Below are 26328 nucleotides of genomic sequence, written 5' to 3'. Positions count from 1 at the left end.
GGCCGTCACGTTCTGGTTGGTCGCGTGCAGCTGCGAACCGTTCACCGCTTCGGTGCTGGTGTCGCTCAGCGCACCGGCCTTCACGCCGCTCAGCGTGCGCGCGCCCTCAGTGCCACCGAAATCCACCGTCGTGCCGTCCAGGTCCCTGGCCACCGTGATGGTCTTGCTGGTCGCGTCCTGCTGCACCAGGCCGACGCTACCGCCGTCCAGCTGCTGCGTCAGGTTCGTGACCGAGCCTTCCACGTTGGTCACGCGGCCGTCGATGGTGGTGATCGCCGTCGTGTTGGCCGTCACGTTCTGGTTGGTCGCGTGCAGCTGCGAACCGTTCACCGCTTCGGTGCTGGTGTCGCTCAGCGCACCGGCCTTCACGCCGCTCAGCGTGCGCGCGCCCTCAGTTCCACCGAAGTCCACCGTCGTGCCGTCCAGGTCCCTGGCCACCGTGATGGCCTTGCTGGTCGCGTCCTGCTGCACCAGGCCGACGCTGCCGCCGTCCAGCTGCTGCGTCAGGTTCGTGACCGAGCCTTCCACGTTGGTCACGCGGCCGTCGATGCTGGTGATCGCCGTCGTGTTGGCCGCAACGTTCGTCGCGTTGTCGGCGATGTTCGTCGTGTTGGCCGTAATGCTGGCCGTGTTGTCGGCGATGTTCGTCGTGTTGGCCGCAATGCTGGCCGTGTTGGCCGTCACGTTCTGGTTGGTCGCGTGCAGCTGCGAACCGTTCACCGCTTCGGTGCTGGTGTCGCTCAGCGCACCGGCCTTCACGCCGCTCAGCGAGCGCGCGCCATCGGTGCCACTGAAGTCCACCGTCGTGCCGTCCAGGTCCCTGGCCACCGTGATGGTCTTGCTGGTCGCGTCCTGCTGCACCAGGCCGACGCTGCCGCCGTCCAGCTGCTGCGTCAGGTTCGTGACCGAGCCTTCCACGTTGGTCACGCGGCCGTCGATGCTGGTGATCGCCGTCGTGTTGGCCGCAACGTTCGTCGCGTTGTCGGCGATGTTCGTCGTGTTGGCCGCAATGCTGGCCGTGTTGGCCGTCACGTTCTGGTTGGTCGCGTGCAGCTGCGAACCGTTCACCGCTTCGGTGCTGGTGTCGCTCAGCGCACCGGCCTTCACGCCGCTCAGCGTGCGAACGCCCTCAGTGCCACCGAAGTCCACCGTCGTGCCATCCAGATCCTTGGCCACCGTGATGTTCCGGGTCGCTGCGTCCTGCTGCACGAGACCGATCGTGCCGTCGTTCAGGTTGTTGGTGACGTTCGTGATGTCGCCACTCATCTTCGTGATGTCGGCTTTGTTGATCGCGATGTCCTTGCCGTTGTCGAGCGCGATGTTGTGGATCATCACTAGGCCATCGTTGAGGTTATCCATCAATGAGGCGTTGCGGCGCACGCTTTCGTCGATGTTGGCAAACGCGTCACCCACGTTGTTGACCGTCGTACCGCCCACGCTGTAGCTCGGCGCGCTGATCGTGCCATCCGACTTGATCGCCGCCCCACCGCCTAGCGCATTCACCACTCCGCCGAGCTGGCTCAGATTGACAGCATCCGTACTTTGGGTGCCAGCAGCCAGGTTCACAATCTGGCGTTGGCCGGTGGACGTGCCTACCGACACCGTATTCGCCCGGTCGGCCACCGAATTCACGCCCAAAGCTACGCTATTGGTCGCGGTGACCGTGCTCCCGAAACCGAGCGCCACAGAATTTGAGGCACTCACGGTTGAAGCTGGGCCGAAAGCTGCCGAGTGATCACCGTTGACAACGGCCATTTCGCCGAGTGCAAGCGCGCCACCCCCGATCGCCTTCGCCGATTCGCCGATGGCAATGGCCGAGCTACCATCATAACCAAGCTCGCCCGTAGCGACTGCACCACCTCCGATCGCTATCGATCCAGCAGTGGTGGCAGAAGCAGCGGCGGTGTTGACGCTCAAGTTGTTAATAACAAAGTTGCCATAGTTGGCAACAGGGTTTGTAACTCCAAGAGCAGCAGCGCTCCCACTGTAGCCTGCAATCACGCCCAGGGCGATGCCAACGCTACCCATCACGCAGCGTGACTTGCTGCGCTTGCCGCGACGTGCAGTGTGCTCGGATGCAGCCACCCACGACCCAAGGGCTTCACTCCAGATGCTGACATAGGACTTGTTCATGAGACGATTCCTTTTAAAGTTTGAAAAAGAACTGAGGTATGCGAACTAATGCCATATCGCCGTTGCCATTTCTTGCTGTTCGATATCAGCTGCAAAAACGGGGGCGATGACGATCCAGAAAGCTCATGGCCGCAGTAAGAATCGGCCAGATTTCTGCCGAGTCAGTCTAGGGAGGCCTTTGCTAAATCTCTGTAACTGGGTTCAGTCTATATTTTTGAGATTGGATAAAAATAGGACCGGTCCGAATCGGCGCGGGCCGGTATTTGAGCGCTGCAGCGCTTGAGATGGCGGCACTGCCTGCTAACGCGGAGAGCGTGGCAAGGTTAGAAATCTTGACGGGACGGCAGATAGTGGAAAGGGTGCCCTATGTGTTTCATCAAATATCACCAGTTCAGCGATGCCCGTCGCCAATGCTTGCGCTGACGAGTGCAACCGCGCGCCGAACGGGTTTCAGTCGAGCTTCACGTAACAAGGCGACGACCAGAAGTGAAGGCGGGGACATGCGCAAACCGCAACGCCGCGCGCCACAGGCGGCTCAATCGACATCAAACACGCAACGAGTCGGAATCGCCGTATGATGCGGAAATCATTCCTTGCGTCCCTGATTCAGGTCCGCCATGCCATCACAGAGCACAGATTCCAGCAGGCATGGACGCGTGGTTCACACGCTCAACGGCGACTCACGCGTTGATGAGCCGAGCAGGCTGAACCGCTATCAGCGGACGCTCGTCATGGGCGCGGGCGTCGCGGTCTCGTTTGTCCTGGTGCTGTTGACCGGCGTTGTGCTGAAATCGACGGTCACGGACTACGTCGAGGATCGCTATACCGATTTCGCTCTCCGGCAGACTCGCCTGCAGCTGGAGTTTCTCGAGCGGGAAAGAACGCTGAGAGCCGCCATCCTCCATGAAGATATCGAGTTCAGTCCCGTGTTGATCAACAGCGCGCCACAGCAGGTAAGGCTCGCCGCGCAACGTCACAAATACTTCTGCCGTGCACGCCGCAGAGCCCCAACTATGGTCAAGCGGTTAGGTGAGGACAGGAGTGCGACATGGTTTCCGCCAGCCACCGATCCCTTTAGCGAACAGCCCGCCATCCGGCTGGTCATGCCGGCCTTCGCTTGAGCGCGAAGTGCTGACGGATCGGACCGAAGCTCGATAAGAAAGCCTGCGTGCGTTCAGGATCGCACCCGCTGATGCGTGGCCATTGACGTTCTTGCGTGCCGCCAGCGCGCATTCTTCGAGAAGACGAATGGAAACCCCAGGCCGTGGCCGTGGACGATCGGTCGAAGTCGATTTTTTTCGCGGTATCGTGCTGATCGTCATCGTGCTCGATCACATTCCCGGCAGCACGCTATCGCATCTGATGCTGCACGCGTACGCGTTGTGCGATTCGGCCGAGGTGTTCGTGTTTCTCGGCGGCTATGCATCGGCGGCGGCGTATACGGCGGTGCTTGCGCATCGCGGCGAACACGCGGCGCAGCTGCGCTTCCTCAAACGCTGCGGGGAGATCTATCGCGCGTATCTGTTGACGGCGATGCTGACGCTCGTGTCCGGCGCGATTCTCGCGCTGCTCGATCTGAATCGGCCGATGGTAGAAATGACCGGCTGGCCGCCGTTCGCGTTGCAGCCATGGCGTCAGGCATTCGATATCGCGCTGTTGCGCCGGCAACCGTATCTGTCCAGCGTGCTGCCGATGTACGTGCTGTTCGCGCTATGTGTGCCCGTGATGGTGCCGCTCGCGCGCCGCTCTGCATCGCTCGCGCTCGCGGTGAGCGTCACGGTGTGGGCCGTCGCGCGGCCGCTCGCCGCGTTATTCAGCATTGACGCTGTCGCCGACTGGGCTTTTAATCCGTTTGCGTGGCAACTGATGTTCGTGCTCGGTATGCTGTGCCGCGTCCAGCCGATCAGCGAACGTTTTCATGCGAGCTATACCTCGCAGTGGCTCACGCGCGTCGCGGTGGTCGCGGTGCTTGGCTTTGCGATGGTCAAACTTTTCGTGCTGACGCAGCCTTTGCCCGGCACGCACAAGCAGAATCTTTCAGTGGAACGTGTGATCAATTTCATCGTCATCGCGTGGCTCGCCGCCCAGTTCGTGCGGATGGGCAGTATCGCGTGGCTAGCGAGGCGGCTGCCCGCCGTCGTGACGGTGGGGCGCACCGGACTCGTGTGCTTCGTCACCGGCACGCTGGTGTCGTTGATCATCGACACGGCGACACCGCACACGTTTCACGGCTTTCGCGCGGTGCTGGTCGGGCTCGGCGGCGACTTCGCGGCGATCGGCGCGCTGCTGATGATCGCGCGCGGCTGGAGCGGCTGGAGCGGCAGGAAAGGGCAGCAGTCGGGCGCACAGGCGAATGGCGCGGGTTGCGGATGACACGACGCGAGCGCCGCGGGCGCATCACGACCACGATGCGCACGACGCGCAAGCTCGTTGGAGTCGCAACCGTGATGACCGTCGTCGTGCTCGCGTGGCTCGCGATGCATCGCACGGCCGCGCAGGCCAAAGAGACACCGTTCGCGATGCACTGCGCGGAGTTCGCGGGCGCGGTGCTGTCGCCCGAATTGATCGAGATGCCGACGGCCGGCGCGCTGATCGAAAGCGCGGCGATGATCGGTGCGACCGCGCCGGGCAATCAGCAAGGCGGCGAGTATTGCCGCATCACGGGCCGCATCAAGGCGCTGAATCGGACGACGCCCGACATCCGCTTCGATCTGAATCTGCCGAGTCGCTGGAATGGCCGTGCGTTGCAGATCGGCGGCGGCGGGTACGACGGCGTGGTTGTCAGCGGCACCGGCGTGATGCCGTTCTCGCCGGATCGCGCGCCGCTCGCGCAAGGCTACGCGACGTTCGGTGACGACTCGGGGCATGTCGGCGATTCGTCGCTCGCGGCGTTTGGTCTCGTCGATGAAGCGGTGACGAACTTCGGCTACGCGCATCTGAAGAAAACCCATGACGTCGCGCTCGCGTTGATCGCGCACGCGTACGGCAGGCCGCCGCAGCGCATGTATTTTGCCGGCGGCTCGACGGGGGGCCGCGAAGGCTACACGGTGATGCAGCGCTTCCCCGACGACTACGACGGCGTGATCGCCAATGCGCCCGCGCTGAATTTTTCCGGCGTGCGGCTGATCGGCGTGAAGCTCGGCCAGGCCGAGTACGGTACGCCGGGCGGCTTCGTGCCGCCGGCGCTGCTCGAACGCGTCTATCAACGCACGCTCGAGGTATGCGACCGGCTCGACGGCATGGCGGACGGCATCGTCAGCGACGTCGAAGCATGTCGCGCGCACGAAGCGCAAATTGTCGATTCGCTGCGTTGCGCGCTGCGCCTTTCATCTGACGATGCGTGTCTGAGCGACGCGCAACTGGCCACCTTGCTGGCGATGCGCGACGGGCTTTCGCTGCCGTTTCGGCTCGCGTGGGAGGTGAGCGGCTATCGCGGCTACAACGTGTTCCAGGGCACGCAACTGACCGGCGCGCTCGGGCTCGCGCATCAGCCGCGGCGTCAACCGGTACCGACGTTCTATGCGAACGGTTATCTGTTCGCGCAAGGCGACGGCTATCTGCGCTACTTCGTCGCGCGCGATGCGGACTTCGATTCGTTGACGTTCGATCTGCAACGCCCCGGCAAATATCGCGCGCAACTGATCGCGCTGTCGGCCACGATCGGCGCGATGAACCCCGACCTGTCGCGTTACATCGCGCATGGCGGCAAGCTGATCACGCTGCAGGGTCTCGCCGACGAAGTGATCAGCCCGAACCAGACGATCGCATATCACGACGCGCTAGTCGCGCGTTTCGGCAAGGACGAGGTCGATCGCTTCATGCGGCTGTACATGGTGCCGGGGTTTCAGCATGGCAACGGCGTGTTCATTCCATCGGTCGATCTGCTCGGCGCGCTCGACGCGTGGGTCACGCGCGGCGTCGCGCCCGAAACGCTGATGGCCACAGATCTCGCCGCGGCGACGAATGGACGCTCGCGCCCGCTGTGCCGCTATCCCGGGTTTCCGCGCTATCTCGGCCGAGGCAATGTAAATCTGGTGAGTAGTTTTGTCTGTGCGCAGCCCTGAGGTCTGAGTCGTCGCAGCGCCTGTTTGACCGGCGAGCCGCGCAACAAAGCGTGCGGACCGAGCCGGGGCTCACGCCCGACGAGCCGACAGCCCGAGCGCCACCGCCTTTTCGCGCACGTAGCGCCGCAACCGCACGATCTGTTCGTCCGCTCGCGTGCGCTGCACGCTTTCGCACTTTCCATTACATTGCGGATGCGGCGCGTTCCTTCTGGCCGTTTCCTTTCATTCAACAGCGGTGTCGGCCATCATCGAGTCCATGCAGCCAATCGTTTCGGTCAAGAATCTGTCGAAAACCTATGCCAGCGGTTTTCAGGCACTGAAGAACATCAATCTGGCGATCCACCGTGGAGAAATCTTCGCGCTGCTCGGGCCGAACGGCGCGGGCAAGACCACGCTGATCAGCATCGTCTGCGGCATCGTCAACGCGAGCGAAGGCGGCGTGACGGTGGACGGCCACGACATCGGCTCCAACTATCGCGCGGCCCGCTCGCTGATCGGCCTCGTGCCGCAGGAGTTGACCACGGACGCGTTCGAAACCGTCTGGGCCACCGTGTCGTTCAGCCGCGGCCTGTTCGGCAAGCCGAAGAACCCCGCTTACATCGAGAAAGTGCTGCGCGACCTGTCGCTCTGGGAGAAGCGCGACAACAAGATCATCACGCTGTCGGGCGGCATGAAGCGGCGCGTGTTGATCGCGAAGGCGCTGTCGCACGAGCCGCGCGTGCTGTTTCTCGACGAGCCGACCGCCGGCGTCGACGTCGAGCTGCGGCGCGACATGTGGAAGCTCGTGCGCTCGCTTGCGGCGAGCGGCGTGACGATCATCCTGACCACGCATTACATCGACGAAGCCGAGGAGATGGCCGACCGCATCGGCGTGATCAACGCGGGCGAAATCATGCTGGTCGAAGAGAAGACCGAGCTGATGCGCAAGCTCGGCACGAAGCAGTTGACGCTGCAACTGGAGAGCCCCCTCGACACGGTGCCGGCTTCGCTCGCCGGCTACGGGCTCGCGGTCGCGAACGGCGGCAACGAACTGACCTACACCTATGAAGGCGAGGGCGGGCGAACCGACATCATCGCGCTGCTGAAATCGCTCGACGACGCCGGTATCCGCTTCAAGGACCTGCACACCACGCAGAGTTCGCTCGAAGACATTTTCGTCAGTCTGCTGCGGGGGAACCCATGAACATCTACGCAATGCGCGCGATCTACAAGTTCGAAATGGCGCGCACGTGGCGCACGCTGATGCAAAGCATCATCGCGCCGGTGATTTCCACGTCGCTGTACTTCGTCGTGTTCGGCTCGGCGATCGGCTCGCGTATCAAGGAAGTGGAGGGCATCAGCTACGGCGCGTTCATCGTGCCGGGTCTGATCATGTTGTCGCTGCTGTCGCAAAGCATCGCGAACGCGTCGTTCGGGATTTACTTCCCGCGTTTCACGGGCACGATCTACGAGCTGCTGTCGGCGCCCGTATCGTATCTGGAGATCGTCGTCAGCTATGTGGGCGCGGCGGCCACCAAGTCGATCCTGCTCGGGCTCATCATTCTCGCGACCGCCGCGCTGTTCGTGCCTTTGCAGATCATGCATCCATTCTGGATGGTGCTGTTTCTCGTGCTGACGGCCGTCACGTTCAGTCTGCTCGGCTTCATCATCGGCATCTGGGCGGACAGCTTCGAGAAGCTGCAACTGGTGCCGCTCCTGATCGTCACGCCGCTCACGTTTCTCGGCGGCGCCTTCTATTCGGTGGACATGCTGCCGCCGTTCTGGCGCGCCGTCACGCTGTTCAATCCGATCGTTTATCTGGTCAGCGGATTTCGCTGGAGCTTCTACGAGCTGGGCGACGTCGGCGTCGGCCTGAGTCTCGGCATGACACTGCTGTTCCTCGCGGTGTTCCTCGTGATCGTCGGCTGGATCTTCAGGACCGGCTATCGCTTGAAAAGCTGATAAGACCGCGCGATTAGCAGAGGGCGCAACAGCGAAAAGCCGTCGCGCCCTCTTCATCGATACGCGCAGACGCCGACTACAACAGATACGCCTGCGCGACATTGATCAACTGCACGCGGTTGCGCACGTTGAACAGCTGCCGCAAGCGCCGCAGATGATAGTCGACGTTATGCGGCGACAGCCCGAGGAAATACGCGATTTCCTTGTCGCGCTGCCCCTGCACGACCGCCTTCAGCACCGCGTGCTGCAGCTTGCTCAGCGCGACGCGCTGCTGCTGCGCGGGCGCGATGCCGATCACGCTTTTCGCGTGCATCCAGATGAACTCATGAATCGAGTGCGCGAACATCAGCGTTTCCGCGACGATCGATTCGGTCATCCAGCGCGGGTTGCCGATCTCCGAATTGAAGCACAGGCTCGCGCTCAGCTCCGGCTCCGGCAGCGGCATCTGCGTGAGAATGCCGCTCTTGCGGCCGGTCGCCTCCAGCATGTCGATCAGCGCGCCGAGCCGCTCGCTGCGCAGCTGCGCGCGCGGCAGATCGGCGCGCAGGTCGGCGGTATTCCACAGAAACGGCATGCCGGTCGGCGACGCGAGCGCGACGCGCGGGTCGAGCTCGAAATAGCGCTCGCGGAAATAGCGCGTGAGCCATGCCTGCGACTCGTAGCTCGTCAACACGAACATCGTCTTGTGATGCGAAGACGTGCGCGTGGCGGTATAGCTGAACGAGTCGAAGCCCAATTGCCTGATGCGCTGACGCACGAACTCCATGCGGTCCTGCGCGCTGCCGAACCGTCCGAGCGGACCGATCAGCGGCGCGGCCCGCCGCGCCGCGGGCGACGGCGTGCCGATTTCTTCCTCGGTGAACAGAGTCAGAAAGCCACTGCGACCCGCACCATTCGCGGCGCGGGGAGACATCTTCACTGCTTCAGCCGCGTGGGCTGATTGCGCGGCGTGCCGCGCGCCGGCCGGGTAAGCCGGTTGGGCGGATGCCGCTCTCGGGTGTGCTGCCGACGCGTGCCCGGCTTCGCCTTGCGGCGAGCCGGTCAGCCATTGCGGCAGCGTATCGCATTCATGTTCCATGAAACGGTAGCTCCGGCGTTCTAAACGCGTGAAAGACGACAACCTCAATGATTAGCGATTTCGTGAAATGTCGGTAGCCGGTTCCTTGCTATCATTTTTGTGATCTTGCGCTGACAGTGGACCGGCAATACGGGTACGGCGGCGTTTCTCCTTCCATACGGCACCTCCTTCGAGGGGATGTGATGGCACGAATTCCCAAGCTCACGACGACGCTCGCCTACGACCGCTACATGGCCGGCCAGCGACTCGTGTCGAGCGTGGATCGCGAGTGGCGGCATCTGGTGCTGCGCTCGTATCTCGAGCCGGTGCGGCAAGACCTGCTCGAAGCGCCCGGTTTGCGCGACTTCACGCTGATGACGCTCGCGAGCGGCGCCGAGCATCTCGAACGCAACCTCGGCGGAGCTTGGGAAAGCGCCGATATGCGCGTGAACGACCTGTGGTTCGTGCCGCCCACGCCGATCTCGTGGCGCTGGCATTCGATCAGCGACGAGCCGTTGTCTACGTTGCACGTGCACATCGAGCGCGATTTGATCGACAGCGTCGCGCAACAGATGGGGCTCGACGCGTCGCGTGAACTGTCGCTCGGCGACGCGATGCGCTTCAACGATCCGCTGATCGCCGCGATGCTTGCCGCGCTGCATCGCGCCGCCCGCGATCCGGCCGATTCGCGTCTGTATGTCGATACGCTGGCTCACGCGCTCGCCGCGCACCTGCTGCAGCACTATTCGAGCGGCAACGACGCGCGGCGCGGCGGCGCGACGCGGCCCGAACGGCTGGTGCCGCGCCGGATCCGCCGAGTGACCGAGTACATCCGCACCAATCTCGCCGAAGATCTGGCGATCGCCGAACTGGCCGAGCAGGCCGGCCTAAGCAGTTTTCATTTTGCCCGGGTGTTTCGCCGCGAGACCGGGGAGACGCCGCATCAGTTCGTGACGCGCTTGCGGCTCGAGGAAGCGGCGAGGCTGCTGCGCGCCACGGATCGAACCGTGCTGCAAATCGCGCTCGAAGTTGGCTTCGAGAATGCCAGTCATTTCTCCGTGCAGTTCAAGCGTGGCTATGGTGCGACGCCGCTCGCCTACCGGCTGCGCGCTTGAGATGCACGCCGGCCGATGCTTGCCTGCGCACGCCGTAACGGCTCGCCTTTCTACAGTAGGAATCACGCACTTGCGCAGTGTGCTTTGCATTGCGCGGCTTGCAAACTACGAACTTTCGTGGCGGCGCGCGGTGCAAACTGGCATGGCACGTGGCGCAAGGCTTCGCGGTTCGGCCGGCCACCCGTGATCGGGCGTGGTCTAACTGGACTGACCGCGGCGCCGACAACTGTATCTGTCGAAACCTTGCATCGGACGACAGAATCGAACGGCTTTTGAACCCCACATACCGGATAACGCGCCATGACCCGACTCAAGATGACCGCCTGCGGCCACGCCTTCATCGCCGAAACCCATCCCGATGCGCCGCAGACCGTGGCCGCCTTCCTGAAGCTTCTGCCGTACCGGCAGAAGCTGATCCATGTGCGCTGGAGCGGTGAGGGCTGCTGGGTGCCGCTCGGCGAATTCAAGCTCGAGAACGACAGCGTCGCGGTCGGCTTCGAGAATCACACGAGCCATCCATCGGTCGGCGACATCCTGTTCTATCCGGGCGGCTATAGCGAGACCGAGATCATCCTCGCATATGGCTCATGCTGCTTCGCGAGCAAGATGGGGCAACTCGCGGGCAATCATTTTCTGACGATCGTCGAAGGCAAGGAAAAACTGCGCGAGCTCGGCACGAAGGTACTGTGGGAAGGCGCGCAGGAGGTGGTGTTCGAAAGGCTTTGAGCGGGCCGCATTTCCTTGCTGGGCATACGCGATGCTTGTTTGAAGAGCCGCGTGCGGTCAGGTACCGATCCGGCACCGACCACGCACGTGAGGCACTCGACACCGCTGGCCCGCCCGGCGAGGAGGAGCAAATGCGAAGCATAAATGACAAGGTCCGCGCTGTAGTTTTTGCCATGTCGATCGTGCTGCTCTCGGCTTGCGGCGGGGGCGGTAACGACAACGGCGGGTCGAGTAGCGGCGGCAGCACGGCGGCCGAGCCGGCTGGTGGCGTCAAGCTGCAGGTCGTGTCGTTCGGCGACAGCCTGTCGGACGTCGGGACTTATGCGCCGCTCGCGAGCGCGGTGGGGGGCGGGCGTTTCACGACCAATCCCGGCCAGGTGTGGGCCCAGGACGTCGCGCAATACTACGGCGATACGCTCGGCGCCGCGTTCACGATCGATTTCACGCATAAGCTGAGTGCGCAGGGCGGCCTCGGTTATGCGGAAGGCGGCTCGACGGTGGCGACGCCGGCGAACCAGTACGACTATCTGAGCGACGTCATCGGCAACATCGAAATGCCTGTCAATCAGCAACTGTCGAGTTATCTGAGCGCTCACGGCAGCTTCAACGCCAATCAGCTCGTGCTCGTGTGGGTGGGCGCGAACGATGTGCTCCGCGCCGGCAACCTGCCCGCCGCGGCGCCGATCGTGCAGGCGGCGGCCACGACGCTTGCCCAGCTCGTCGGGCAGATCGTGCAGAACGGCGGCGCGCATGTGGTGGTGATCAATCTGCCGAATATCGGGCTGTCGCCGAAGGGGCTCGCTTCGGCCGATGGTGGCGCGAACCTCACGCAGTTGTCGCAGCTTTTCAACGCTACGTTGAACACCGCGTTGCAAACCGATGGGCTGCAGTCGAAGGTGATCGAGGTCGATTCGTACACGTGGACGAATCAGGTCATCGGAAGCTTTCAGGCGAACGGTTTTACCGTGTCGAATACGGGGCAGGCCTGCGATCCGAAGAAAACGCCCGATGACACCGCGCTGCTATGTTCGCCGGCGACCTATGTGAGCGCCAATGCGGATCAGACTTACATGTTCGCCGATGATTTGCATCCGACGACGCATATGCATGCGTTGTTTGCGCAGTTCGTCGAGCAGCAGATCGCGCATAGTGGGTTGGGGCGGTGAGGGGGATACTACGCGGGGCGCGCTATCGGCACCCCGCCCCTCAACCAGGCCGGGGTGCGCACCCCATCAGATGGTCATCACTTGAACAACTTCATCGCCTGCGTCAGCGTATTGATCACCCCCCAGGCAAGCGGAATCATCGCATACAGCCAGAACACCGCGAGCATCACCTTGTTGGTCGGATGTACGGTTTGAACGGTCGACATACGGATCTCCTCACGCGCCCTTGGCGACTTGTGCATCGGTCATGTGGTGCTTCTCATCCACACGCTTGACCAGCAGGTTGCAGATAAAGCCGATTACGAGCAGCACGGCCATGATGTGCACGGTCATCGTGTACGCGTCTGCTTTGGCGACACCGTTCGCGACTTCATATGCGCGGATGTAATTGACGAGCACCGGACCCGCTACACCCGCCGCCGCCCACGCGGTCAGGAGCCGTCCATGAATGCCGCCGACGAACGCCGTACCGAACATGTCGGCGAGATAGGCCGGCACCGTCGCGAAGCCGCCGCCGTACATGGACAGGATGATGCAGTACGTCAGCACGAACAGCGCGATCTGTCCGTTCGCGGCAAAGCTGGGCACGAAGTAGTAGAGCACCGCGCCGAGCACGAAGAAGATGGCGTAGGTGTTCTTGCGACCGATCCAGTCCGATGCCGACGACCACACGAAACGTCCACCCATGTTGAACAGCGACAGCAATCCGACGAAGCCGGCCGCAGCGGACGCCGTCACGGTGTTCTTGAAGCTCTCCTGGATCATCACCGAGGCCTGGCCGAGAACGCCGATCCCGGCCGTCACGTTCAGGAACAGCACGAACCAGATCAGATAGAACTGCGGTGTTTTCAACGCCTGATCGATATGCACGTGGTTGCGCGAAATCAGCCGGTGCTGCGTGACTTCGGGCGGCGTCCAGCCGGCCGGCTTCCAGTCGGCGGGCGGCACGCGGATCGCGAGCGCGCCGATCGTCATCGAGATGAAGTAGACGATGCCGAGCACGACGAAGGTCTCCGCGACGCCCCCGCTCGTTGCGCTATGAAAGTGGTTCATCAGCGCGACCGACAACGGCGCCGCGATCATCGCGCCGCCACCGAAGCCCATGATCGCCATGCCGGTCGCCATGCCGCGGCGGTCCGGGAACCAGCGGATCAGCGTCGACACCGGCGACACATAACCGAGCCCCAGCCCGATCCCGCCGATCACGCCATAACCGAGATATAGCAGCACGATCTGATGCAGATAGACGCCGAGCGCGGACACCATGAACCCGCCGCCGAAACAGCATGCTGCCGTGAACATGGTGCGGCGCGGACCGACGTGTTCGAGCCATTTGCCCGCGAATGCCGCCGACAAACCGAGGAACACGATCGCGAGCGAAAAGATCCAGCCGAGCGCGGTCAGCGACCAGTCATCGGGCGCGGACTGCGTGATGCCAATCACTTTGGTCAGCGGTCCGTTGAATACCGAGAACGCATAGGCCTGACCGATGCACAGATGCACGGCGAGCGCCGCGGGGGGCACCATCCAGCGCGAAAAGCCGGGCTGTGCGACGGTGGCCTGTTTGGAAAAAAATGGGGCTGAACCTCGTTGGCCGCCCGGCTCGCTGATGCTACTCATAAGTGGGTCTCCTTACAGTTGTTCTGTTTATCGGCGCTTTGTGCATTTAACTTGAGGCGGCGGAGTGTAACTTGCGCAGGCCGTCGCGTCATCGCTATATGTACTTTTATTTCATATGACCTGGATCCACGTACCCAAAATCGTGCCTGGCTCGACAATAGGACGTGGTCGATGGCTTCGCAATATGAAGCGCGCGGACATAAGGTGTGAACCTGGTGAAACGCGGGTATTCTTCACGCGATCGTGCAAATCGTGGGACGCTCAGAGCCGGTTGCTCCGTACTTCCGACTAGAGCCACTATGCAAATTCGCCATAGGCGAGCCGCGCACGACGCGCGGCACACAAAGAAACGGGCCGGCGCGGCTTCTTCGCCGCGCCGGCCCGTCGTGTATCGACGGCGAGTTCCGCCGGTGTCAAGCGATCTTGCGCCCGGTCTTCATGCGTGCTGCAACGAGTACCGAGATCAGACAGCCGATCGCCAGATACGCGGCCACCGGATGCCACGAGCCGCCCGCGAAGCTGACCAGCGCGACCGCGATGAACGGCGTGAATCCGCCGCCGACCACGCTCGCCACCTGATAGCCGACACCCGCGCCGCTATAGCGGTACTCGGTGCCGAACAGCTCGGTGAACATCGGCTGCTGGACGCTGACGACCATGTCGTGCGCGATGTTGGCAAGCATCACCGCGAACACGACGATCCATACTGTCGAACGCGCTTCGAGCGCGAGGAAGAACGGCACCGCGCTGAACACGCCGACCAGCGCGCCGATCATATAGATGCGACGGCGGCCGAAGCGATCCGCGAGCCAGGCGAAGCACGGAATCGTCACGCAGCTGAGCGCGCCGACGACGAAGCCGATCGTCAGGAAAAACTCGCGCGGCATGTGCAGGTTCGTGGTCGAGTAGCTCAGTGCGAACGCAGTCACGATGTACATCGTGAACAGCTCGGCGAGCCGCAGCGCGATGATCAGCAGGAAGGCTTTCGGATGGCGCAGCAGCGCTTCGACGATCGGTAGGCGCACGCGGCGCTCGCCATGCTGGCCGACTTTCTCGACGAACTCCTGAGATTCCTCCATGCTCGAGCGGATCCACAGCGCGATCAGCACCAGTACGACGCTGAACAGAAACGGCAGACGCCAGCCCCAGTTGAGGAATGCGGCGTTGTCCATCGAGCGGCTGATCAGCGCGACGAGTCCCGTCGACAGCACGAGCCCGACGCCGTAGCCGACCTGCACGCCGCTACTGTAGAAGGCCTTCTTTTTCTCGGGCGCGCTTTCGACGGCCATCAACGCCGCGCCGCCCCATTCGCCACCGACCGCAAAGCCCTGGATTGCGCGCAGCGTGACGAGCAGCACCGGCGCCAACCAGCCGATCGTCGAGAACCCCGGCAGCAGACCGATCGCGGCCGTCGACAGACCCATCATCATCACGGTGAGCACGAGCATGCGCTTGCGTCCGAGCCGGTCGCCGTAATGGCCGAACACGAAGCCGCCGAGCGGCCGGAACAGAAAGCCGACGCCGAAGGTGGCGAACGCGGCAAGCGTGCCCATCGCCGGGCCGACGTTCGGGAAGAACTCGGCGTTGAACACGAGCGCGGCGACGATGCCGTACAACAGGAAGTCGTACCAGTCGACCACGGCGCCGATAAAGCTGCCGAGCGCGGCCTTGCGAGCCTGACTGCGCGCATTGCGGTGAGTGGCCACTGTGGCCTGCGGATGGGTGGTGCTCATCGAGTCTCCTTCAATGTGATATGTGCTTTAATCGATCGCGCCGCCCGGGCAAGTCTTTCGACGCGATCGATCCGCGCAGGGAATGTCCGGAAGGTTAATGACGCGACCCGGAATTCACAATCCGCGTGAGGGAGAAAATGCGCGATCATCGCTCGCGGCTGCGCGAATAGCGCGCGTTTTGCGTGTTTACACCAAGCGCCACGGAGAACCGCCGCGGGGAATGATGTGGGCGAACCCACGCAGCGCGCGGCGTGCTAACGTGAAAGCAACCTTAAAAACAACAGTCATTGATATACTACATACCGAATATTGAAAAATGCGGCGTTGCAGCATATGATTGAGGGATCAATCTTCTCAATCATCCGGAGTTACACGTGGAATTCGTGCCTCTTGCGCTGTTCGCCATGGCCGTCGTTGGGTTGGGCTGTGCCGCCACCGTTCTGCTGACCGACTGGATTCCCGAATCGGTCGCTGCACCTGCATCGCAACATGGCCGCTTCGTGGGTCTGGGCGAGCAGCGCGGCAAAACGGCGGCGCCGAATCGCGCGCGTGTTCAAGCAGAGGCGATGAATGTCGTCAGAACTTCCAACTGAAACAGTGGCCACCCCGTTGACCCTGTCGTTGCAGCCAATCGGCGCGAGTGCGAGCTTGCGCGATCAGGCCTATGCGATGCTGCGTCAGGCAATCGCCGACGCGGATATCTACCAGAATCGCGAAGAAATCCGTCTCGACGAGCGCGTGCTCAGCGAATCGCTCGGCGTGAGCCGCACGCCGGTGCGCGAAGCGATGACGCTGCTCGAGCAGGAAGGCTTCCTGCGCATGGTGCCGCGGCGTGGCATCTACATCGTGCGCAAGAGCAAACGCGAAATCGTCGAGATGATCCAGATGTGGGCCGCGCTCGAAAGCATGGCCGCGCGGCTCGCCACGCTGCATGCGACCGACGAGGAAATCGGCCGCTTGCGCCATATGTTCGACAATTTCCGCGACACGACGCCGGCCGAGCATATCGCCGAGTATTCGGACGCGAACATCGCGTTTCATCAGGCGATCGTCGAGCTGTCGAAGTCGCAGATCATTCTCGACACGATCAAGAACATCTTCATCCACGTGCGCGCGATCCGGCGCATGACCATCTCGCAGAGCGACCGGGCCGCGCGCTCGATCGTCGATCATCTGCGCATCATCGAGGCGCTCGAAAAGCGCGACACCGAACTCGCCGAGCGGCTCACGCGCCAGCATTCGCTCGATCTCGCGGCGTTCGTCGAAGCCAATTGCGATTTCCTCGATTGATGGCGGCCTAGACGCTGCCTGGCTGCTGATTGCGAAAAGCCCGCGTGTGCAAGCACCGCGGGCTTTTTTGCGTGCGCGCACTTCGAGCGATGCGCAGGTCGCGCGGCGGCGAACGGCAAACAAAACGAGGTCGCCGCCGCGCTGCGGGATAAACCTTGCTTGACGGTCTTAAAAATATGGTATGTGATATATCAAAAATGACCGATGTAAAGCACGGCCTGGTGTTTTCCCTTGAAATGACTGCCGCAGAGCCTTGTAGATTCGGCGCAAAGCTGCGGCTGGCAAGCTCGAGCAGCACAAACTTCGCGCCGTCTATGTCTCGAAATTGGCCTTGAAGGAATGTGATATATCACATACGGTATCTTCGAAGCCGTGAAACGTCGGTGCAACCGGACGTATATCGAAGCGGACGCGTCCGTCGATAACCGTTGCACATCCGATTGATGAGGAGATGACCATGTCTGCAGTTGTTTCATCCCTGAGTCCGGCCACGGCCACCACGACCGCCGACGACACGCTCAAGCAGAAGACCCGCGACGCGGGCGTCGTGTCGGGCGGCCATCTGGTCGCAAAGGCGCTGAAAAACGAGGGGGTCGACACGATCTTCACGCTGTGCGGCGGCCACATCATCGATATCTACGACGGCTGCGTCGACGAAGGCATCCGCATCATCGACGTGCGCCACGAGCAGGTCGCCGCACACGCGGCCGACGGCTACGCGCGCCAGACCGGCAAGCTCGGCTGCGTGGTGACGACCGCCGGCCCCGGCTGCACGAACGCGGTGACCGGCATCGCGACCGCGTTCCGCTCGGAAAGCCCGATCCTGCACATCGGCGGGCAGGGCGCGCTGACGCAGCACAAGATGGGCTCGCTGCAGGACCTGCCGCACGTCGACATCATGGCGCCGATCACGAAGTTCGCCGCGAGCGTGTCGAGCACCGAGCGCGTCGCGGACATGATCTCGATGGCCGCGCGCGAATGCTTCAACGGCGCGCCCGGTCCCGCCTACCTGGAAATTCCGCGCGACGTGCTCGACCGCGAAGTCGACGCGTCGCGCGCGATCGTGCCGCGGCCGGGCCGCTATCGCGCGTCGACGAAATCGATCGGTGACCCGCGCGACATCGAGAAACTGGCGGACATTCTCGTCGATGCGGAACGCCCCGCAATCCTGTACGGCCAGCAGGTGTGGACCGCGCGCGGTCACGAGGAAGCGATCGCGCTGCTGCGCGGCATCGAGATTCCCGGCTATTTCAATGGCGCGAGCCGCGGGCTGCTGCCGCCGGGCGATCCGCATCATTTCGATCGCACGCGTTCGCAGGCGTTTGCGAATGCCGACGTGCTGATCGTGGTCGGCACGCCGTTCGATTTCCGCATGGGTTACGGCCGACGCATCAGCAAGGAATTGACGCTGGTGCAGATCGATATGGACTATCGAACCGTCGGCAAGAATCGCGATATCGATCTGGGCCTGGTCGGCGATCCGGGCGCGATTCTCGCCGCGGTGCTGCAGGCCGCGAGCGGTCGTATCAAGGACGACAAGCGTCAGGCGCGCCGCAAATGGATGGCGCAGTTGCGCGACGCCGAAGCGAGCGCAACCGAAAAACTGATGCCGCTGTTCCGCTCGAACAGCACGCCGATTCATCCGTATCGTGTCGCGTACGAACTCAACGAATTCCTGTCCGACGACACCGTCTATATCGGCGACGGCGGCGACGTCGTGACGATCTCCGCGCAAGCGGTGCGCCCGCGCCGCCCCGGCCAGTGGATGGACCCCGGCGCGCTCGGCTCGCTCGGCGTCGGCACCGGCTTCGCGCTCGCGGCGAAGCTCGCGCATCCGCACAAGGAAGTGCTCTGCTATTACGGCGACGGCTCGTTCGGCATGACCGCGTTCGACATGGAAACCGCGAACCGCTTCGGCGCACCGTATCTCGCGGTGATCGGCAACAACTCGGCGATGAACCAGATCCGCTACGGCCAGCTTGCCAAGTACGGCGAAGAACGCGGCAACGTCGGCAATCTGCTCGGCGACGTGCCGTTCAGCAAATTCGCCGAAATGCTCGGCGGCTATGGCGAGGAAGTGCGCGATCCCGCGCAGATCGCGAGCGCGCTACAGCGTGCGCGCGAAGCGATTCATCGCACCGGCCGCTCGGCGGTGGTCAACATCTGGGTCGACCCGCGCGAGTACGCACCGGGCACGAAGAACCAGACCATGTACAAATAACCCTCATCGTTCAGGAGATACGACATGGCCAAGGCACTCGACGGTGTGCGCATCCTCGATTTCACGCATGTGCAATCGGGGCCGACCTGCACGCAATTGCTCGCATGGTTCGGCGCGGACGTGATCAAGGTGGAACGGGCAGGCGCGGGCGACATCACGCGCGAGCAGCTGCGCGATATTCCCGACGTGGATAGCCTGTACTTCACGATGCTCAATCACAACAAGCGCTCGGTCACGATCGACACCAAGCATCCGGAAGGCAAGCAGGTGCTCGAAGCGCTGATCCAGAAATGCGACGTACTGGTCGAAAACTTCGCACCGGGCGCGCTCGACCGGATGGGCTTTACCTGGGAGCGGATTCAGGAATTGAATCCGCGCATGATCGTCGCCTCGGTGAAGGGCTTCGGTCCCGGTCCTTACGAGGACTGCAAAGTCTATGAAAACGTCGCGCAATGCGCGGGCGGCGCTGCGTCGACCACCGGCTTCGACGACGGCCCGCCGGTCGTGACCGGCGCGCAGATCGGCGACAGCGGCACGGGGCTGCATCTCGCGCTCGGCATCGTCACTGCGCTCTATCAACGCACGCATACCGGACGCGGCCAGCGCGTGCTCGCGGCCATGCAGGACGGCGTGCTCAATCTGTGCCGCGTCAAACTGCGAGACCAGCAGCGGCTCGACCGTACCGGCGTGATGAAGGAGTATCCGCAATATCCGAACGGCACGTTCGGCGAAGCGGTGCCGCGCGCGGGCAATGCGTCGGGCGGCGGCCAGCCGGGCTGGATTCTGAAATGCAAAGGGTGGGAGACCGACCCCAACGCCTATATCTACTTCATCACGCAGGCGCCCGTGTGGGCGAAGATCTGCAACGTGATCGGCAAGGAGGAGTGGGCCACCGACCCCGACTACGCGACGGCGCCCGCGCGCCTGCCGCGCTTGAAGGAGATCTTCGCCGAAATCGAACGCTGGACGATGACGAAGTCCAAGTTCGAGGCGATGCAGATCCTGAACGAATACGACATTCCGTGCGGCCCGATCCTGTCGATGAAGGAAATTGCCGAGGAGCCATCGCTGCGCAAAACCGGCACGATCGTCGAAGTCGATCATCCGAAGCGCGGCAAGTATCTGACAGTGGGCAATCCCATCAAACTGTCCGACAGCCCGACCGACGTCGAACGCTCGCCGCTGCTTGGCGAACATACCGATGAAGTGATGGCCGAGCTCGGTTATTCGGCCGAGCAGATCACGGCGCTGCGCACGGCGGGCGCAATCTAGGAGCGAGGCATGCAGACGTGGATGCGGTTCATGTCGGGCGACGGCGGCATCGTGTTCGGCCGTGTCGAAGGCGCCTATCTGCACGAGTACGAAAGTCTCGCGCAGCCGGTGCCGACCGGCGCAGTACTGTCGCTGCGCGCATTGACGCCGTTGGCGCCGTGCTCGCCCGGCAAGATCGTCGCGCTGTGGAATAACTATCACGCGCTCGCGGCGAAGCTCGACAAACCCGTGCCCACGCACCCGCTGTTTCTGCTGAAGCCGGCGGCGTCGGTGATCGGCGCGGGCGAGCCGATCCGCCGGCCGCGTCACTACGCGGGCAAGATCGTCTACGAAGGCGAACTCGGCATCGTGATCGGCCAGCGTTGCCGCGACGTGGATGCGCAGCAGGCGGAGGCGGCGATCTTCGGCTACACGCTCGTCAACGACGTCACCGCCGCCGATCTGCTTAACGAGAATCCGCATTTTCCGCAGTGGTGTCGCGCGAAGAGCTTCGATACCTTCTGTTGCCTGGGTCCGGCCATCGTCTCCGGTTTCGACTGGCGGGCGGCGCGCCTCCTGACCACGCTCGACGGCGCCGAGCGTCAGAACTATCCGCTCGCCGATATGGTCTTTTCGCCGGCCGAGCAGGTGAGTCTGATATCGCAGGATCTGACGCTCGAACCCGGCGACGTGATTGCGTGCGGTACCTCGGTGGGCGTGGGGTCGATCAAGGACGGCGCAACGGTCTCGATCACGATCGATGGGATAGGCACGCTGACCAATACCTTGAGCGCGGCGCAGCGCGACGAGCCACGGCGATCGGGCGATACCGCGAACGTCGGTTGACGAGGGCCGGACCTCGCGGCTCTTGCCTTTTCATCGCATCACGGAGAATCACGCATGCCGCAAGCCTGTGGAAGCGCCGTGTGGATGGACCTGTTGCTGCTGCTCGCCATGACTGTCATCGCTGCGTTGGTTGCGGTGCTGATGGTGGCGTTGGCCGCGCTCTCGCGACGACAGTTCGGCCGATGTTCGGCGCAGCGGCATTCATGCGTGCGCGAACGCGATCTGACACGCAGGCACCGGATGCTTGCATTGCTTGGCAGCGGCATCGGTTTGGCGGTCGCGTCGACAGGCTTTGCGCGCTACCTGTTGGCGGCGGCGCGCGAGAACAGCGAACGCATCGAACTGTTTGCCGCCGTGTTGATCGGCGCGCTGCTCTTTGCGATCTCGGCGATTGCGTTCTGCAAGCTGCTCGGCGCATTGCAACTCGAGGCGGTCGCGCGGCCGGGACATCACGTCGTCAATCTGTTTGCGCTGTTTTTGTGCGGATGGCTCGGTTACGGCTTCGTCACTGAACAGGCACAGCCATTCGGACTCGCGGCATTGCTCGCGACGGGCGCGCTAGCGTTGGCAATGGGCGTGCATCTGATGCTGAGCCGCGAGTACTCGGGCGATCCCGCTCACGCGGCGAATCGCGTCAGTTGCGCAGCGCGCATGTATGCCTTCGCCGCGCGTAGCGATGGCCTGGCGATCGGCAAGCCGGGCCTGCTCGCGAACATCGAGTGGCATGGCGGGGAAGAGCAGACGTGGGCGCTTCGCGATGTCACGCCGGCGATGATGCGCGTGAGCGCCTCTGCAGATGGTCGGGACGGGCGTGATGGTAGACGCGGCAACGGCCGCCAGCGCGACTATGCACGCCAATGCGCGCACGAGCGGCCGGTTCATTTCACTACACGTCGGTGATCAATGATGCATGCGCCGCCAGGAGACCTGATTGCCAATAGCGAAGACGGCGGGACGATGATCCCGCCGCCCGAGTCTGTTTCGATGCTTCTAGTCGCCCACGGTCGCGGCGAATTCGCTGTAGTACTGCGTCTTCCTATGCAGAATCAGTTGCGCGAGAAAATCGGCATCGTACGCGCGATGCAGGTGGCTGTGATAGCGCTCGATATAAGCGGTGATTCGCGCCAACTCGCCATTGAACTCTTTCAGCATGTCGAGCGTCGCACGGTCCCAGCGAAACCGCAGCCCAAGTTCGCTGAACGCGGCATTGTAGGCGCTCAGATGCGGATCGTCGGGTTGGTCTTCGTGATCCGCCGCCGCTGTGCGAGCGTTTCGTGTACTGATACGGGATTCAACCGGAGCGTGGTTCATGATCGGCCTCCTCGGCTCGCAAGTGAAAGAACTCGCTTGCAGCATAGAAGTCGCGATCGATTTGCAATAGTTAAAGTTTTATTGGCTTTCCATAGCCTACGGCTTATGCACGCTCAGTTCCTGCACGCGGGTGATCTTTTCGATCAGATTGGCGCCTTCCTCCATCAGGAAGCGTTTGAAGGCGACGGCAACCGGTGGCAGACGCTTGTTCTTCCGATGCACGACATACCAATTGAGCATGACCGGAAAGGTTTCGACGTCGAGCACGACCAGATGACCCAGTTGCAATTCGAGGCTGATCGTATGGGCGGACAGAAACGCGATGCCCATGCCGGCGATGACCGCCTGCTTGATCGTCTCGGTGCTCTTGATCTCCATCGCAATCTTCAGATTGGACAGCCGGCCGGCAAAACCTTCTTCCATCGAATTCCACGTGTCCGAACCGCGTTCGCGCACGATGAACGCTTCGTTCGCGAGTTGACTGAAGCGGATATTGCGCTTGTGCGCAAGCGGATGAGTGGGCGCCGCGACGATCACGTACGGGTGCGGCGCGAACGGTTCATTGGTCGCGTCGGTTTCGTGAGGCGGACGCACCATGACCGCGAGGTCGGTCTGATTGGTCGCCAGTTGATGAAGCAGTTCTTCGCGGTTGTGTACCGCGAGATTCAGTTCCACACCCGAATAGCGACGCGTGAATTCGGCGAGAAGGCGCGGAAAGAAATAGTCGCCCGCGCTAATCACCGCAACATTCAGTTTGCCGCCGGAGACGCCCTTCAACTGGCTCATCGCTTCGTCGACTTCATGGAACTGCTGCATGATCGCGCGGCTGTAGTGGAGCATTTCCGTGCCGGCCGGCGTCAGATAGATCTTCTTGCCGAGTTGCTCGAACAGAGGCAGCCCCGCATGTTCCTCGAGTTGCCGGACCTGGGTGGAAACGGCCGGCTGAGTCAGATGCAATTCCTCCGCGGCGCGCGAAAAACTCAGGTGGCGCGCTACCGTTTCAAAGACCTTCAGTTGCCGCAGAGTTGCATTGCGCATCGTCATGGTCGATGTATAAGGAAACGTGAATCAACATAATAACAAACTTTAATTATGAGTAATTCAGCAATGACCCTAGCATGAAACCTATAACAAGCCGAATAACCGCCGTAATACGCGGGTTAACGCATAGATATGCGGTGTGGCGGACTCAATAGCGGGGAATAAGCTGTAATGCTTACCGCCTCAAGCGTGGTTTTGGTCGGAATAAAGCAAGAATTTTATAGAAGACGAGTTCGGGGGATCTGCGGAAACACCAAAGCGTCAATTGAGATTTTTCCCGAATAGCGAAGTTCTCGGGCCATAACGATAAGGCGGGACGCATCCAGCGCGGCGCGTAAGCCGGCTGCACTAAATAAATAGTGGAGACAAGGCTCATGAACGATATCACCCAGCAATCGACGACCCGTACGTCCTGGCGTAACCGATGGTGGCAACTCGTCATCGGCATGGTATGCATGGCGCTGGTGGCGAATCTGCAATATGCGTGGACGTTATTCGTGGCTCCTATGCATGCGCGGCATCACTGGAGCGAGGCGTCGATCCAGCTCGCGTTCTCGATCTTCATTCTGACGGAGACGTGGCTCGTGCCGTTCGAGGGCTGGCTCGTCGATCGATTCGGGCCGCGCCCGGTGGTGGCAGCCGGCGCGGTATGCGCGGGTTTGTCGTGGATTCTCAATTCGCATGCGACCACGCTCGGCATGTTGTATTTCGCGGCGGTGATTGGCGGGATAGGCGCGGGCGGTGTGTATGGAACATGCGTCGGCAATGCGCTCAAATGGTTTCCCGACCGGCGCGGTCTCGCCGCGGGTTTGACGGCAGCGGGCTTTGGCGCAGGCGCGGCGCTGACGGTGATTCCGATTGCGAACATGATTACGCGCCGCGGCTATGAAGAGACGTTCCTGTTCTTCGGCATCGTGCAAGGCGTCAGCATTCTGCTGCTCGCGATGCTCCTGACGCGGCCGATCTTGCGTCAGCCAGGGATACGCAAGAGCCGCTTGGCGGTGTCGAAGGTCGATTTCACCTCGCGCCAGATGATCAGAACGCCAGTGTTCTGGGTGATCTACGCGTCGTTCGTCGCGGTCGCGGCGGGCGGCTTGATGGCGACCGCGCAGATCGGCCCGATCGCGAAAGACTGGGGCATAGCGCGCATTCCGATGACGGTCTTCGGCGCGACGTTGCCGCTGCTGACCCTCACGCTGTCGATCGACAATATCTTCAACGGCTTGACGCGTCCGCTGTCCGGCTTCATCTCCGACAAGATCGGCCGTGAAAACACGATGTTCGTGATCTTCATTGGCGAGGGGCTCGCGTTGCTCGGCATGATGCAGTTCGGCAGCAATCCGTATGCGTTCATGGTCTTTGCCGCGCTGATCTTCCTGTTCTGGGGCGAGATCTTCTCGATCTTCCCGGCGACTTGCGCCGATACGTTCGGCAGCAAGTACGCGGCCGCCAATGCCGGCACGTTGTACACCGCGAAGGGCACGGCCTCGTTGCTGGTGCCGATCGCGTCCGTACTCGCGGCGACGGGCGGCTGGAGCCTTGTCTTCGTCTTTGCCGCTGTCATCACGATCGCAGCCGGCATTTCCGCGAAGTTCATCCTCAAGCCGATGCGCGCGCGTTGGATCGAATCGCACAACGAACCTCAGGGCGCGCTGGCCGTCGCGGGTCATGGCAATGGCAATGCGTCGCGAATGAGTCACTGGCCCGAACAGTCTGGCGAATAACGTGAGCGTCGCGCGCCCGGAACCGACGTTATGAATGTTTCGCTGCAGCAGCTCAAGGTATTCGTCGCGGTCGCGCGCGAGCGCAGTTTCACGCGCGCGGCGCGCGAGTTCGATCTGACGCAGTCGGCCGTGAGCCGTTGCGTGCGTGAACTGGAAGACGCGGTCGAATTGAAGCTGTTCGATCGCACGACACGCCAGGTCGAACTGACGAATGCGGGTGCGAGTCTCGAGAGAAGAATTGGCCGTCTGCTCGATGAAATCGAGTTGACGCTGCTCGAAGAGCGCGCTGCTTATGACGGACACACGGGCGTCGTCTTATTCGCGAGTAATCCGGTGTTGTCATCGGGCTGGGTGCCGCAGGCTTTGGCGCAGTGCGCGTCGGTTTTTCCCGAGCTGGTCGTATCGGTCAAGGATCAACCTCAAAGCAGCGTACTGGCCAGTGTCGAGCAGGGCGAGGTGGATTTCGGCGCGGTCTGTGTGACTGTACCTGTCGATAGTCCTCTACTGCACGCGCAGGTACTTTTCACTACGCCACTGCATGCGGTGCTTCCATCCGCGCATCCGCTAGCGCGGCAAGACAGCATCGGATGGCACGCGTTGCGCGAAAGTCCGCTGATAACGCTGAATGCCGATACTGGCGTGCGTGCCGCGCTCGCCCCGGTGCTCGCCGCGAACGGATCGAAGCGCCGGCCGTTGCAGGAACTCGGACACGTTGCGACGGTAGCGCGCATGGTCGAATTGGGACTGGGCGTCGGCGTATTGCCTGTCGATGCGCATTGGCCTTCGCCGGGCGCTTCGTTGGTGAGCCGTCCGCTCGTCCCCGAAACGGCATTGACGACGGTACTCGTGCACCGCAGAAATCGCTCGCTTCGTCCCAATGCGGCTGCTGCGTGGGCGCAGTTCGTTGCGTCGACGACTGATCATTCGCCGATCGCAAACGAAGCGCCTGCCGCAGCCGCGACGCAAAGCTTCAACTGGCGGTCCGTGCGGCAAAGCCTGTTGCCGGAACCTTAGACAGGGGCCGACCAACAAGCTTGCGCGACGCGCGGCATTCGATCGATGCGCCGTCAGTCAACCACATAACGTCCT

At 62.4% G+C, this 26328-nt stretch carries 22 protein-coding genes and 2 pseudogenes; 15 read left to right on the top strand and 9 right to left on the bottom strand.

What is annotated here, in order from left to right; all coding sequences use genetic code 11:
- From HDG33_RS28940 to HDG33_RS28930, 3 genes and pseudogenes are all read right to left on the bottom strand, one after another.
- Positions 1-2133, bottom strand: a 2133-nt coding sequence (locus tag HDG33_RS28940; RefSeq protein ID WP_260330612.1) for an ESPR-type extended signal peptide-containing protein, incomplete at its 3' end; no start/stop codon positions are given.
- Positions 2134-3037: 904 nt separating this feature from the next.
- A pseudogene (locus tag HDG33_RS37630) lies at positions 3038-3119 on the bottom strand (IS6 family transposase); the annotation flags it as partial.
- Between the two features lie 127 nt (positions 3120-3246).
- A pseudogene (locus HDG33_RS28930) lies at positions 3247-3315 on the bottom strand (transposase); the annotation flags it as partial.
- Positions 3316-3381: 66 nt separating this feature from the next.
- Here HDG33_RS28930 and HDG33_RS28925 point away from each other — a divergent pair.
- The 4 genes from HDG33_RS28925 to HDG33_RS28910 all read left to right on the top strand — a co-directional run bounded on the left by HDG33_RS28925 (position 3382) and on the right by HDG33_RS28910 (position 8138).
- Positions 3382-4506 carry an OpgC domain-containing protein gene (locus HDG33_RS28925; RefSeq protein WP_184037305.1) on the top strand — a complete coding sequence of 375 codons (1125 nt, stop codon included), beginning with the start codon at positions 3382-3384 and terminating at the stop codon, positions 4504-4506.
- A gap of 35 nt (positions 4507-4541) precedes the next feature.
- Positions 4542-6197: a tannase/feruloyl esterase family alpha/beta hydrolase gene (locus HDG33_RS28920; RefSeq protein WP_409259085.1), complete on the top strand. Its 1656-nt coding sequence runs from the start codon at positions 4542-4544 to the stop codon at positions 6195-6197.
- A gap of 256 nt (positions 6198-6453) precedes the next feature.
- On the top strand, positions 6454-7380 hold the full coding sequence (locus HDG33_RS28915; RefSeq protein WP_184037299.1) for an ABC transporter ATP-binding protein: 927 nt from the start codon (positions 6454-6456) through the stop codon (positions 7378-7380).
- Complete coding sequence (locus tag HDG33_RS28910) at positions 7377-8138, top strand: ABC transporter permease (RefSeq protein WP_184037297.1); 762 nt, start codon at positions 7377-7379, stop codon at positions 8136-8138. Before HDG33_RS28915 ends, HDG33_RS28910 begins: the two co-directional genes overlap by 4 nt.
- A gap of 76 nt (positions 8139-8214) precedes the next feature.
- On the opposite strand, the gene HDG33_RS28905 is transcribed toward HDG33_RS28910, so the two are convergent.
- On the bottom strand, positions 8215-9216 hold the full coding sequence (locus tag HDG33_RS28905) for a LuxR family transcriptional regulator (protein WP_184037295.1): 1002 nt from the start codon (positions 9214-9216) through the stop codon (positions 8215-8217).
- A gap of 182 nt (positions 9217-9398) precedes the next feature.
- On the opposite strand from HDG33_RS28905, the gene HDG33_RS28900 reads away from it, so the two are divergent.
- The 3 genes from HDG33_RS28900 (at position 9399) to HDG33_RS28890 (ending at position 12202) form a co-directional block, all read left to right on the top strand.
- Positions 9399-10310 (top strand): AraC family transcriptional regulator, encoded by a 912-nt coding sequence (locus HDG33_RS28900; RefSeq protein ID WP_184037292.1) that lies wholly within the window; start codon positions 9399-9401, stop codon positions 10308-10310.
- Positions 10311-10610: 300 nt separating this feature from the next.
- On the top strand, positions 10611-11036 hold the full coding sequence (locus HDG33_RS28895) for a DUF3830 family protein (RefSeq protein ID WP_184037290.1): 426 nt from the start codon (positions 10611-10613) through the stop codon (positions 11034-11036).
- A gap of 131 nt (positions 11037-11167) precedes the next feature.
- Positions 11168-12202, top strand: a complete 1035-nt coding sequence (locus HDG33_RS28890) for an SGNH/GDSL hydrolase family protein (RefSeq protein WP_184037287.1) — start codon at positions 11168-11170, stop codon at positions 12200-12202.
- Between the two features lie 77 nt (positions 12203-12279).
- Here HDG33_RS28890 and HDG33_RS28885 read toward each other — a convergent pair whose 3' ends face one another.
- The 3 genes from HDG33_RS28885 to shiA form a co-directional block, all read right to left on the bottom strand.
- Positions 12280-12408, bottom strand: a complete 129-nt coding sequence (locus HDG33_RS28885; RefSeq protein ID WP_184037284.1) for an oxalate:formate antiporter — start codon at positions 12406-12408, stop codon at positions 12280-12282.
- 10 nt (positions 12409-12418) lie between these two features.
- Positions 12419-13822 carry an OFA family MFS transporter gene (locus tag HDG33_RS28880; RefSeq protein WP_184037281.1) on the bottom strand — a complete coding sequence of 468 codons (1404 nt, stop codon included), beginning with the start codon at positions 13820-13822 and terminating at the stop codon, positions 12419-12421.
- A 413-nt stretch (positions 13823-14235) separates the two neighbouring features.
- A complete protein-coding gene (gene shiA, locus HDG33_RS28875) occupies positions 14236-15555 on the bottom strand; it encodes a shikimate transporter (protein WP_184037278.1) in 1320 nt (439 codons plus the stop codon).
- 374 nt (positions 15556-15929) lie between these two features.
- On the opposite strand from shiA, the gene HDG33_RS28870 reads away from it, so the two are divergent.
- The 6 genes from HDG33_RS28870 to HDG33_RS28845 all read left to right on the top strand — a co-directional run bounded on the left by HDG33_RS28870 (position 15930) and on the right by HDG33_RS28845 (position 22063).
- Positions 15930-16148 carry a hypothetical protein gene (locus HDG33_RS28870; protein ID WP_184010619.1) on the top strand — a complete coding sequence of 73 codons (219 nt, stop codon included), beginning with the start codon at positions 15930-15932 and terminating at the stop codon, positions 16146-16148.
- Positions 16126-16845: a GntR family transcriptional regulator gene (locus HDG33_RS28865; protein ID WP_013091210.1), complete on the top strand. Its 720-nt coding sequence runs from the start codon at positions 16126-16128 to the stop codon at positions 16843-16845. Before HDG33_RS28870 ends, HDG33_RS28865 begins: the two co-directional genes overlap by 23 nt.
- Before the next feature lie 457 nt (positions 16846-17302).
- On the top strand, positions 17303-19066 hold the full coding sequence (locus tag HDG33_RS28860) for a thiamine pyrophosphate-binding protein (RefSeq protein ID WP_184037275.1): 1764 nt from the start codon (positions 17303-17305) through the stop codon (positions 19064-19066).
- A 24-nt stretch (positions 19067-19090) separates the two neighbouring features.
- A complete protein-coding gene (gene frc, locus HDG33_RS28855; RefSeq protein WP_184037272.1) occupies positions 19091-20338 on the top strand; it encodes a formyl-CoA transferase in 1248 nt (415 codons plus the stop codon).
- 9 nt (positions 20339-20347) lie between these two features.
- Complete coding sequence (locus tag HDG33_RS28850) at positions 20348-21163, top strand: fumarylacetoacetate hydrolase family protein (protein WP_184037269.1); 816 nt, start codon at positions 20348-20350, stop codon at positions 21161-21163.
- 54 nt (positions 21164-21217) lie between these two features.
- A complete protein-coding gene (locus tag HDG33_RS28845) occupies positions 21218-22063 on the top strand; it encodes an NAD(P)(+) transhydrogenase (Re/Si-specific) subunit beta (RefSeq protein WP_260330611.1) in 846 nt (281 codons plus the stop codon).
- Positions 22064-22153: 90 nt separating this feature from the next.
- Here HDG33_RS28845 and HDG33_RS28840 read toward each other — a convergent pair whose 3' ends face one another.
- Together HDG33_RS28840 and HDG33_RS28835 are read right to left on the bottom strand one after the other, a co-directional pair.
- Positions 22154-22474, bottom strand: a complete 321-nt coding sequence (locus HDG33_RS28840) for a hypothetical protein (RefSeq protein ID WP_184037267.1) — start codon at positions 22472-22474, stop codon at positions 22154-22156.
- Positions 22475-22570: 96 nt separating this feature from the next.
- A complete protein-coding gene (locus HDG33_RS28835) occupies positions 22571-23518 on the bottom strand; it encodes a LysR family transcriptional regulator (protein ID WP_184037264.1) in 948 nt (315 codons plus the stop codon).
- A 371-nt stretch (positions 23519-23889) separates the two neighbouring features.
- On the opposite strand from HDG33_RS28835, the gene oxlT reads away from it, so the two are divergent.
- Both oxlT and HDG33_RS28825 read left to right on the top strand, forming a co-directional pair.
- Positions 23890-25239: an oxalate/formate MFS antiporter gene (oxlT, locus tag HDG33_RS28830; RefSeq protein WP_184037261.1), complete on the top strand. Its 1350-nt coding sequence runs from the start codon at positions 23890-23892 to the stop codon at positions 25237-25239.
- A gap of 30 nt (positions 25240-25269) precedes the next feature.
- Entirely contained in the window at positions 25270-26253 is a 984-nt protein-coding gene (locus tag HDG33_RS28825; RefSeq protein WP_184037258.1) for a LysR family transcriptional regulator, read from the top strand.
- The last annotated feature ends 75 nt before the right edge of the window (positions 26254-26328 follow it).

The sequence above is a fragment of the Paraburkholderia sp. Cpub6 genome (genome assembly GCF_014201065.1).
In the GTDB taxonomy this organism is placed as follows: Bacteria; Pseudomonadota; Gammaproteobacteria; order Burkholderiales; family Burkholderiaceae; genus Paraburkholderia; species Paraburkholderia tuberum.
This window is presented reverse-complemented; position numbering and strand designations above follow the sequence as displayed.

What these genes read in the sequence shown, in the direction of transcription:
- HDG33_RS28895 (WP_184037290.1), top strand. Translation starts at nt 10,611, where the DNA reads ATGACCCGACTCAAGATGACCGCCTGCGGCCACGCCTTCATCGCCGAA.
- HDG33_RS28880 (WP_184037281.1), bottom strand. Translation starts at nt 13,822, where the DNA reads ATGAGTAGCATCAGCGAGCCGGGCGGCCAACGAGGTTCAGCCCCATTT.
- HDG33_RS28920 (WP_409259085.1), top strand. Translation starts at nt 4,542, where the DNA reads ATGCGCACGACGCGCAAGCTCGTTGGAGTCGCAACCGTGATGACCGTC.
- HDG33_RS28900 (WP_184037292.1), top strand. Translation starts at nt 9,399, where the DNA reads ATGGCACGAATTCCCAAGCTCACGACGACGCTCGCCTACGACCGCTAC.
- HDG33_RS28925 (WP_184037305.1), top strand. Translation starts at nt 3,382, where the DNA reads ATGGAAACCCCAGGCCGTGGCCGTGGACGATCGGTCGAAGTCGATTTT.
- frc (WP_184037272.1), top strand. Translation starts at nt 19,091, where the DNA reads ATGGCCAAGGCACTCGACGGTGTGCGCATCCTCGATTTCACGCATGTG.
- HDG33_RS28915 (WP_184037299.1), top strand. Translation starts at nt 6,454, where the DNA reads ATGCAGCCAATCGTTTCGGTCAAGAATCTGTCGAAAACCTATGCCAGC.
- HDG33_RS28890 (WP_184037287.1), top strand. Translation starts at nt 11,168, where the DNA reads ATGCGAAGCATAAATGACAAGGTCCGCGCTGTAGTTTTTGCCATGTCG.
- HDG33_RS28910 (WP_184037297.1), top strand. Translation starts at nt 7,377, where the DNA reads ATGAACATCTACGCAATGCGCGCGATCTACAAGTTCGAAATGGCGCGC.
- HDG33_RS28840 (WP_184037267.1), bottom strand. Translation starts at nt 22,474, where the DNA reads ATGAACCACGCTCCGGTTGAATCCCGTATCAGTACACGAAACGCTCGC.
- HDG33_RS28885 (WP_184037284.1), bottom strand. Translation starts at nt 12,408, where the DNA reads ATGTCGACCGTTCAAACCGTACATCCGACCAACAAGGTGATGCTCGCG.
- shiA (WP_184037278.1), bottom strand. Translation starts at nt 15,555, where the DNA reads ATGAGCACCACCCATCCGCAGGCCACAGTGGCCACTCACCGCAATGCG.
- HDG33_RS28905 (WP_184037295.1), bottom strand. Translation starts at nt 9,216, where the DNA reads ATGGAACATGAATGCGATACGCTGCCGCAATGGCTGACCGGCTCGCCG.
- HDG33_RS28850 (WP_184037269.1), top strand. Translation starts at nt 20,348, where the DNA reads ATGCAGACGTGGATGCGGTTCATGTCGGGCGACGGCGGCATCGTGTTC.
- HDG33_RS28835 (WP_184037264.1), bottom strand. Translation starts at nt 23,518, where the DNA reads ATGACGATGCGCAATGCAACTCTGCGGCAACTGAAGGTCTTTGAAACG.
- HDG33_RS28825 (WP_184037258.1), top strand. Translation starts at nt 25,270, where the DNA reads ATGAATGTTTCGCTGCAGCAGCTCAAGGTATTCGTCGCGGTCGCGCGC.
- oxlT (WP_184037261.1), top strand. Translation starts at nt 23,890, where the DNA reads ATGAACGATATCACCCAGCAATCGACGACCCGTACGTCCTGGCGTAAC.
- HDG33_RS28845 (WP_260330611.1), top strand. Translation starts at nt 21,218, where the DNA reads ATGCCGCAAGCCTGTGGAAGCGCCGTGTGGATGGACCTGTTGCTGCTG.
- HDG33_RS28865 (WP_013091210.1), top strand. Translation starts at nt 16,126, where the DNA reads ATGTCGTCAGAACTTCCAACTGAAACAGTGGCCACCCCGTTGACCCTG.
- HDG33_RS28860 (WP_184037275.1), top strand. Translation starts at nt 17,303, where the DNA reads ATGTCTGCAGTTGTTTCATCCCTGAGTCCGGCCACGGCCACCACGACC.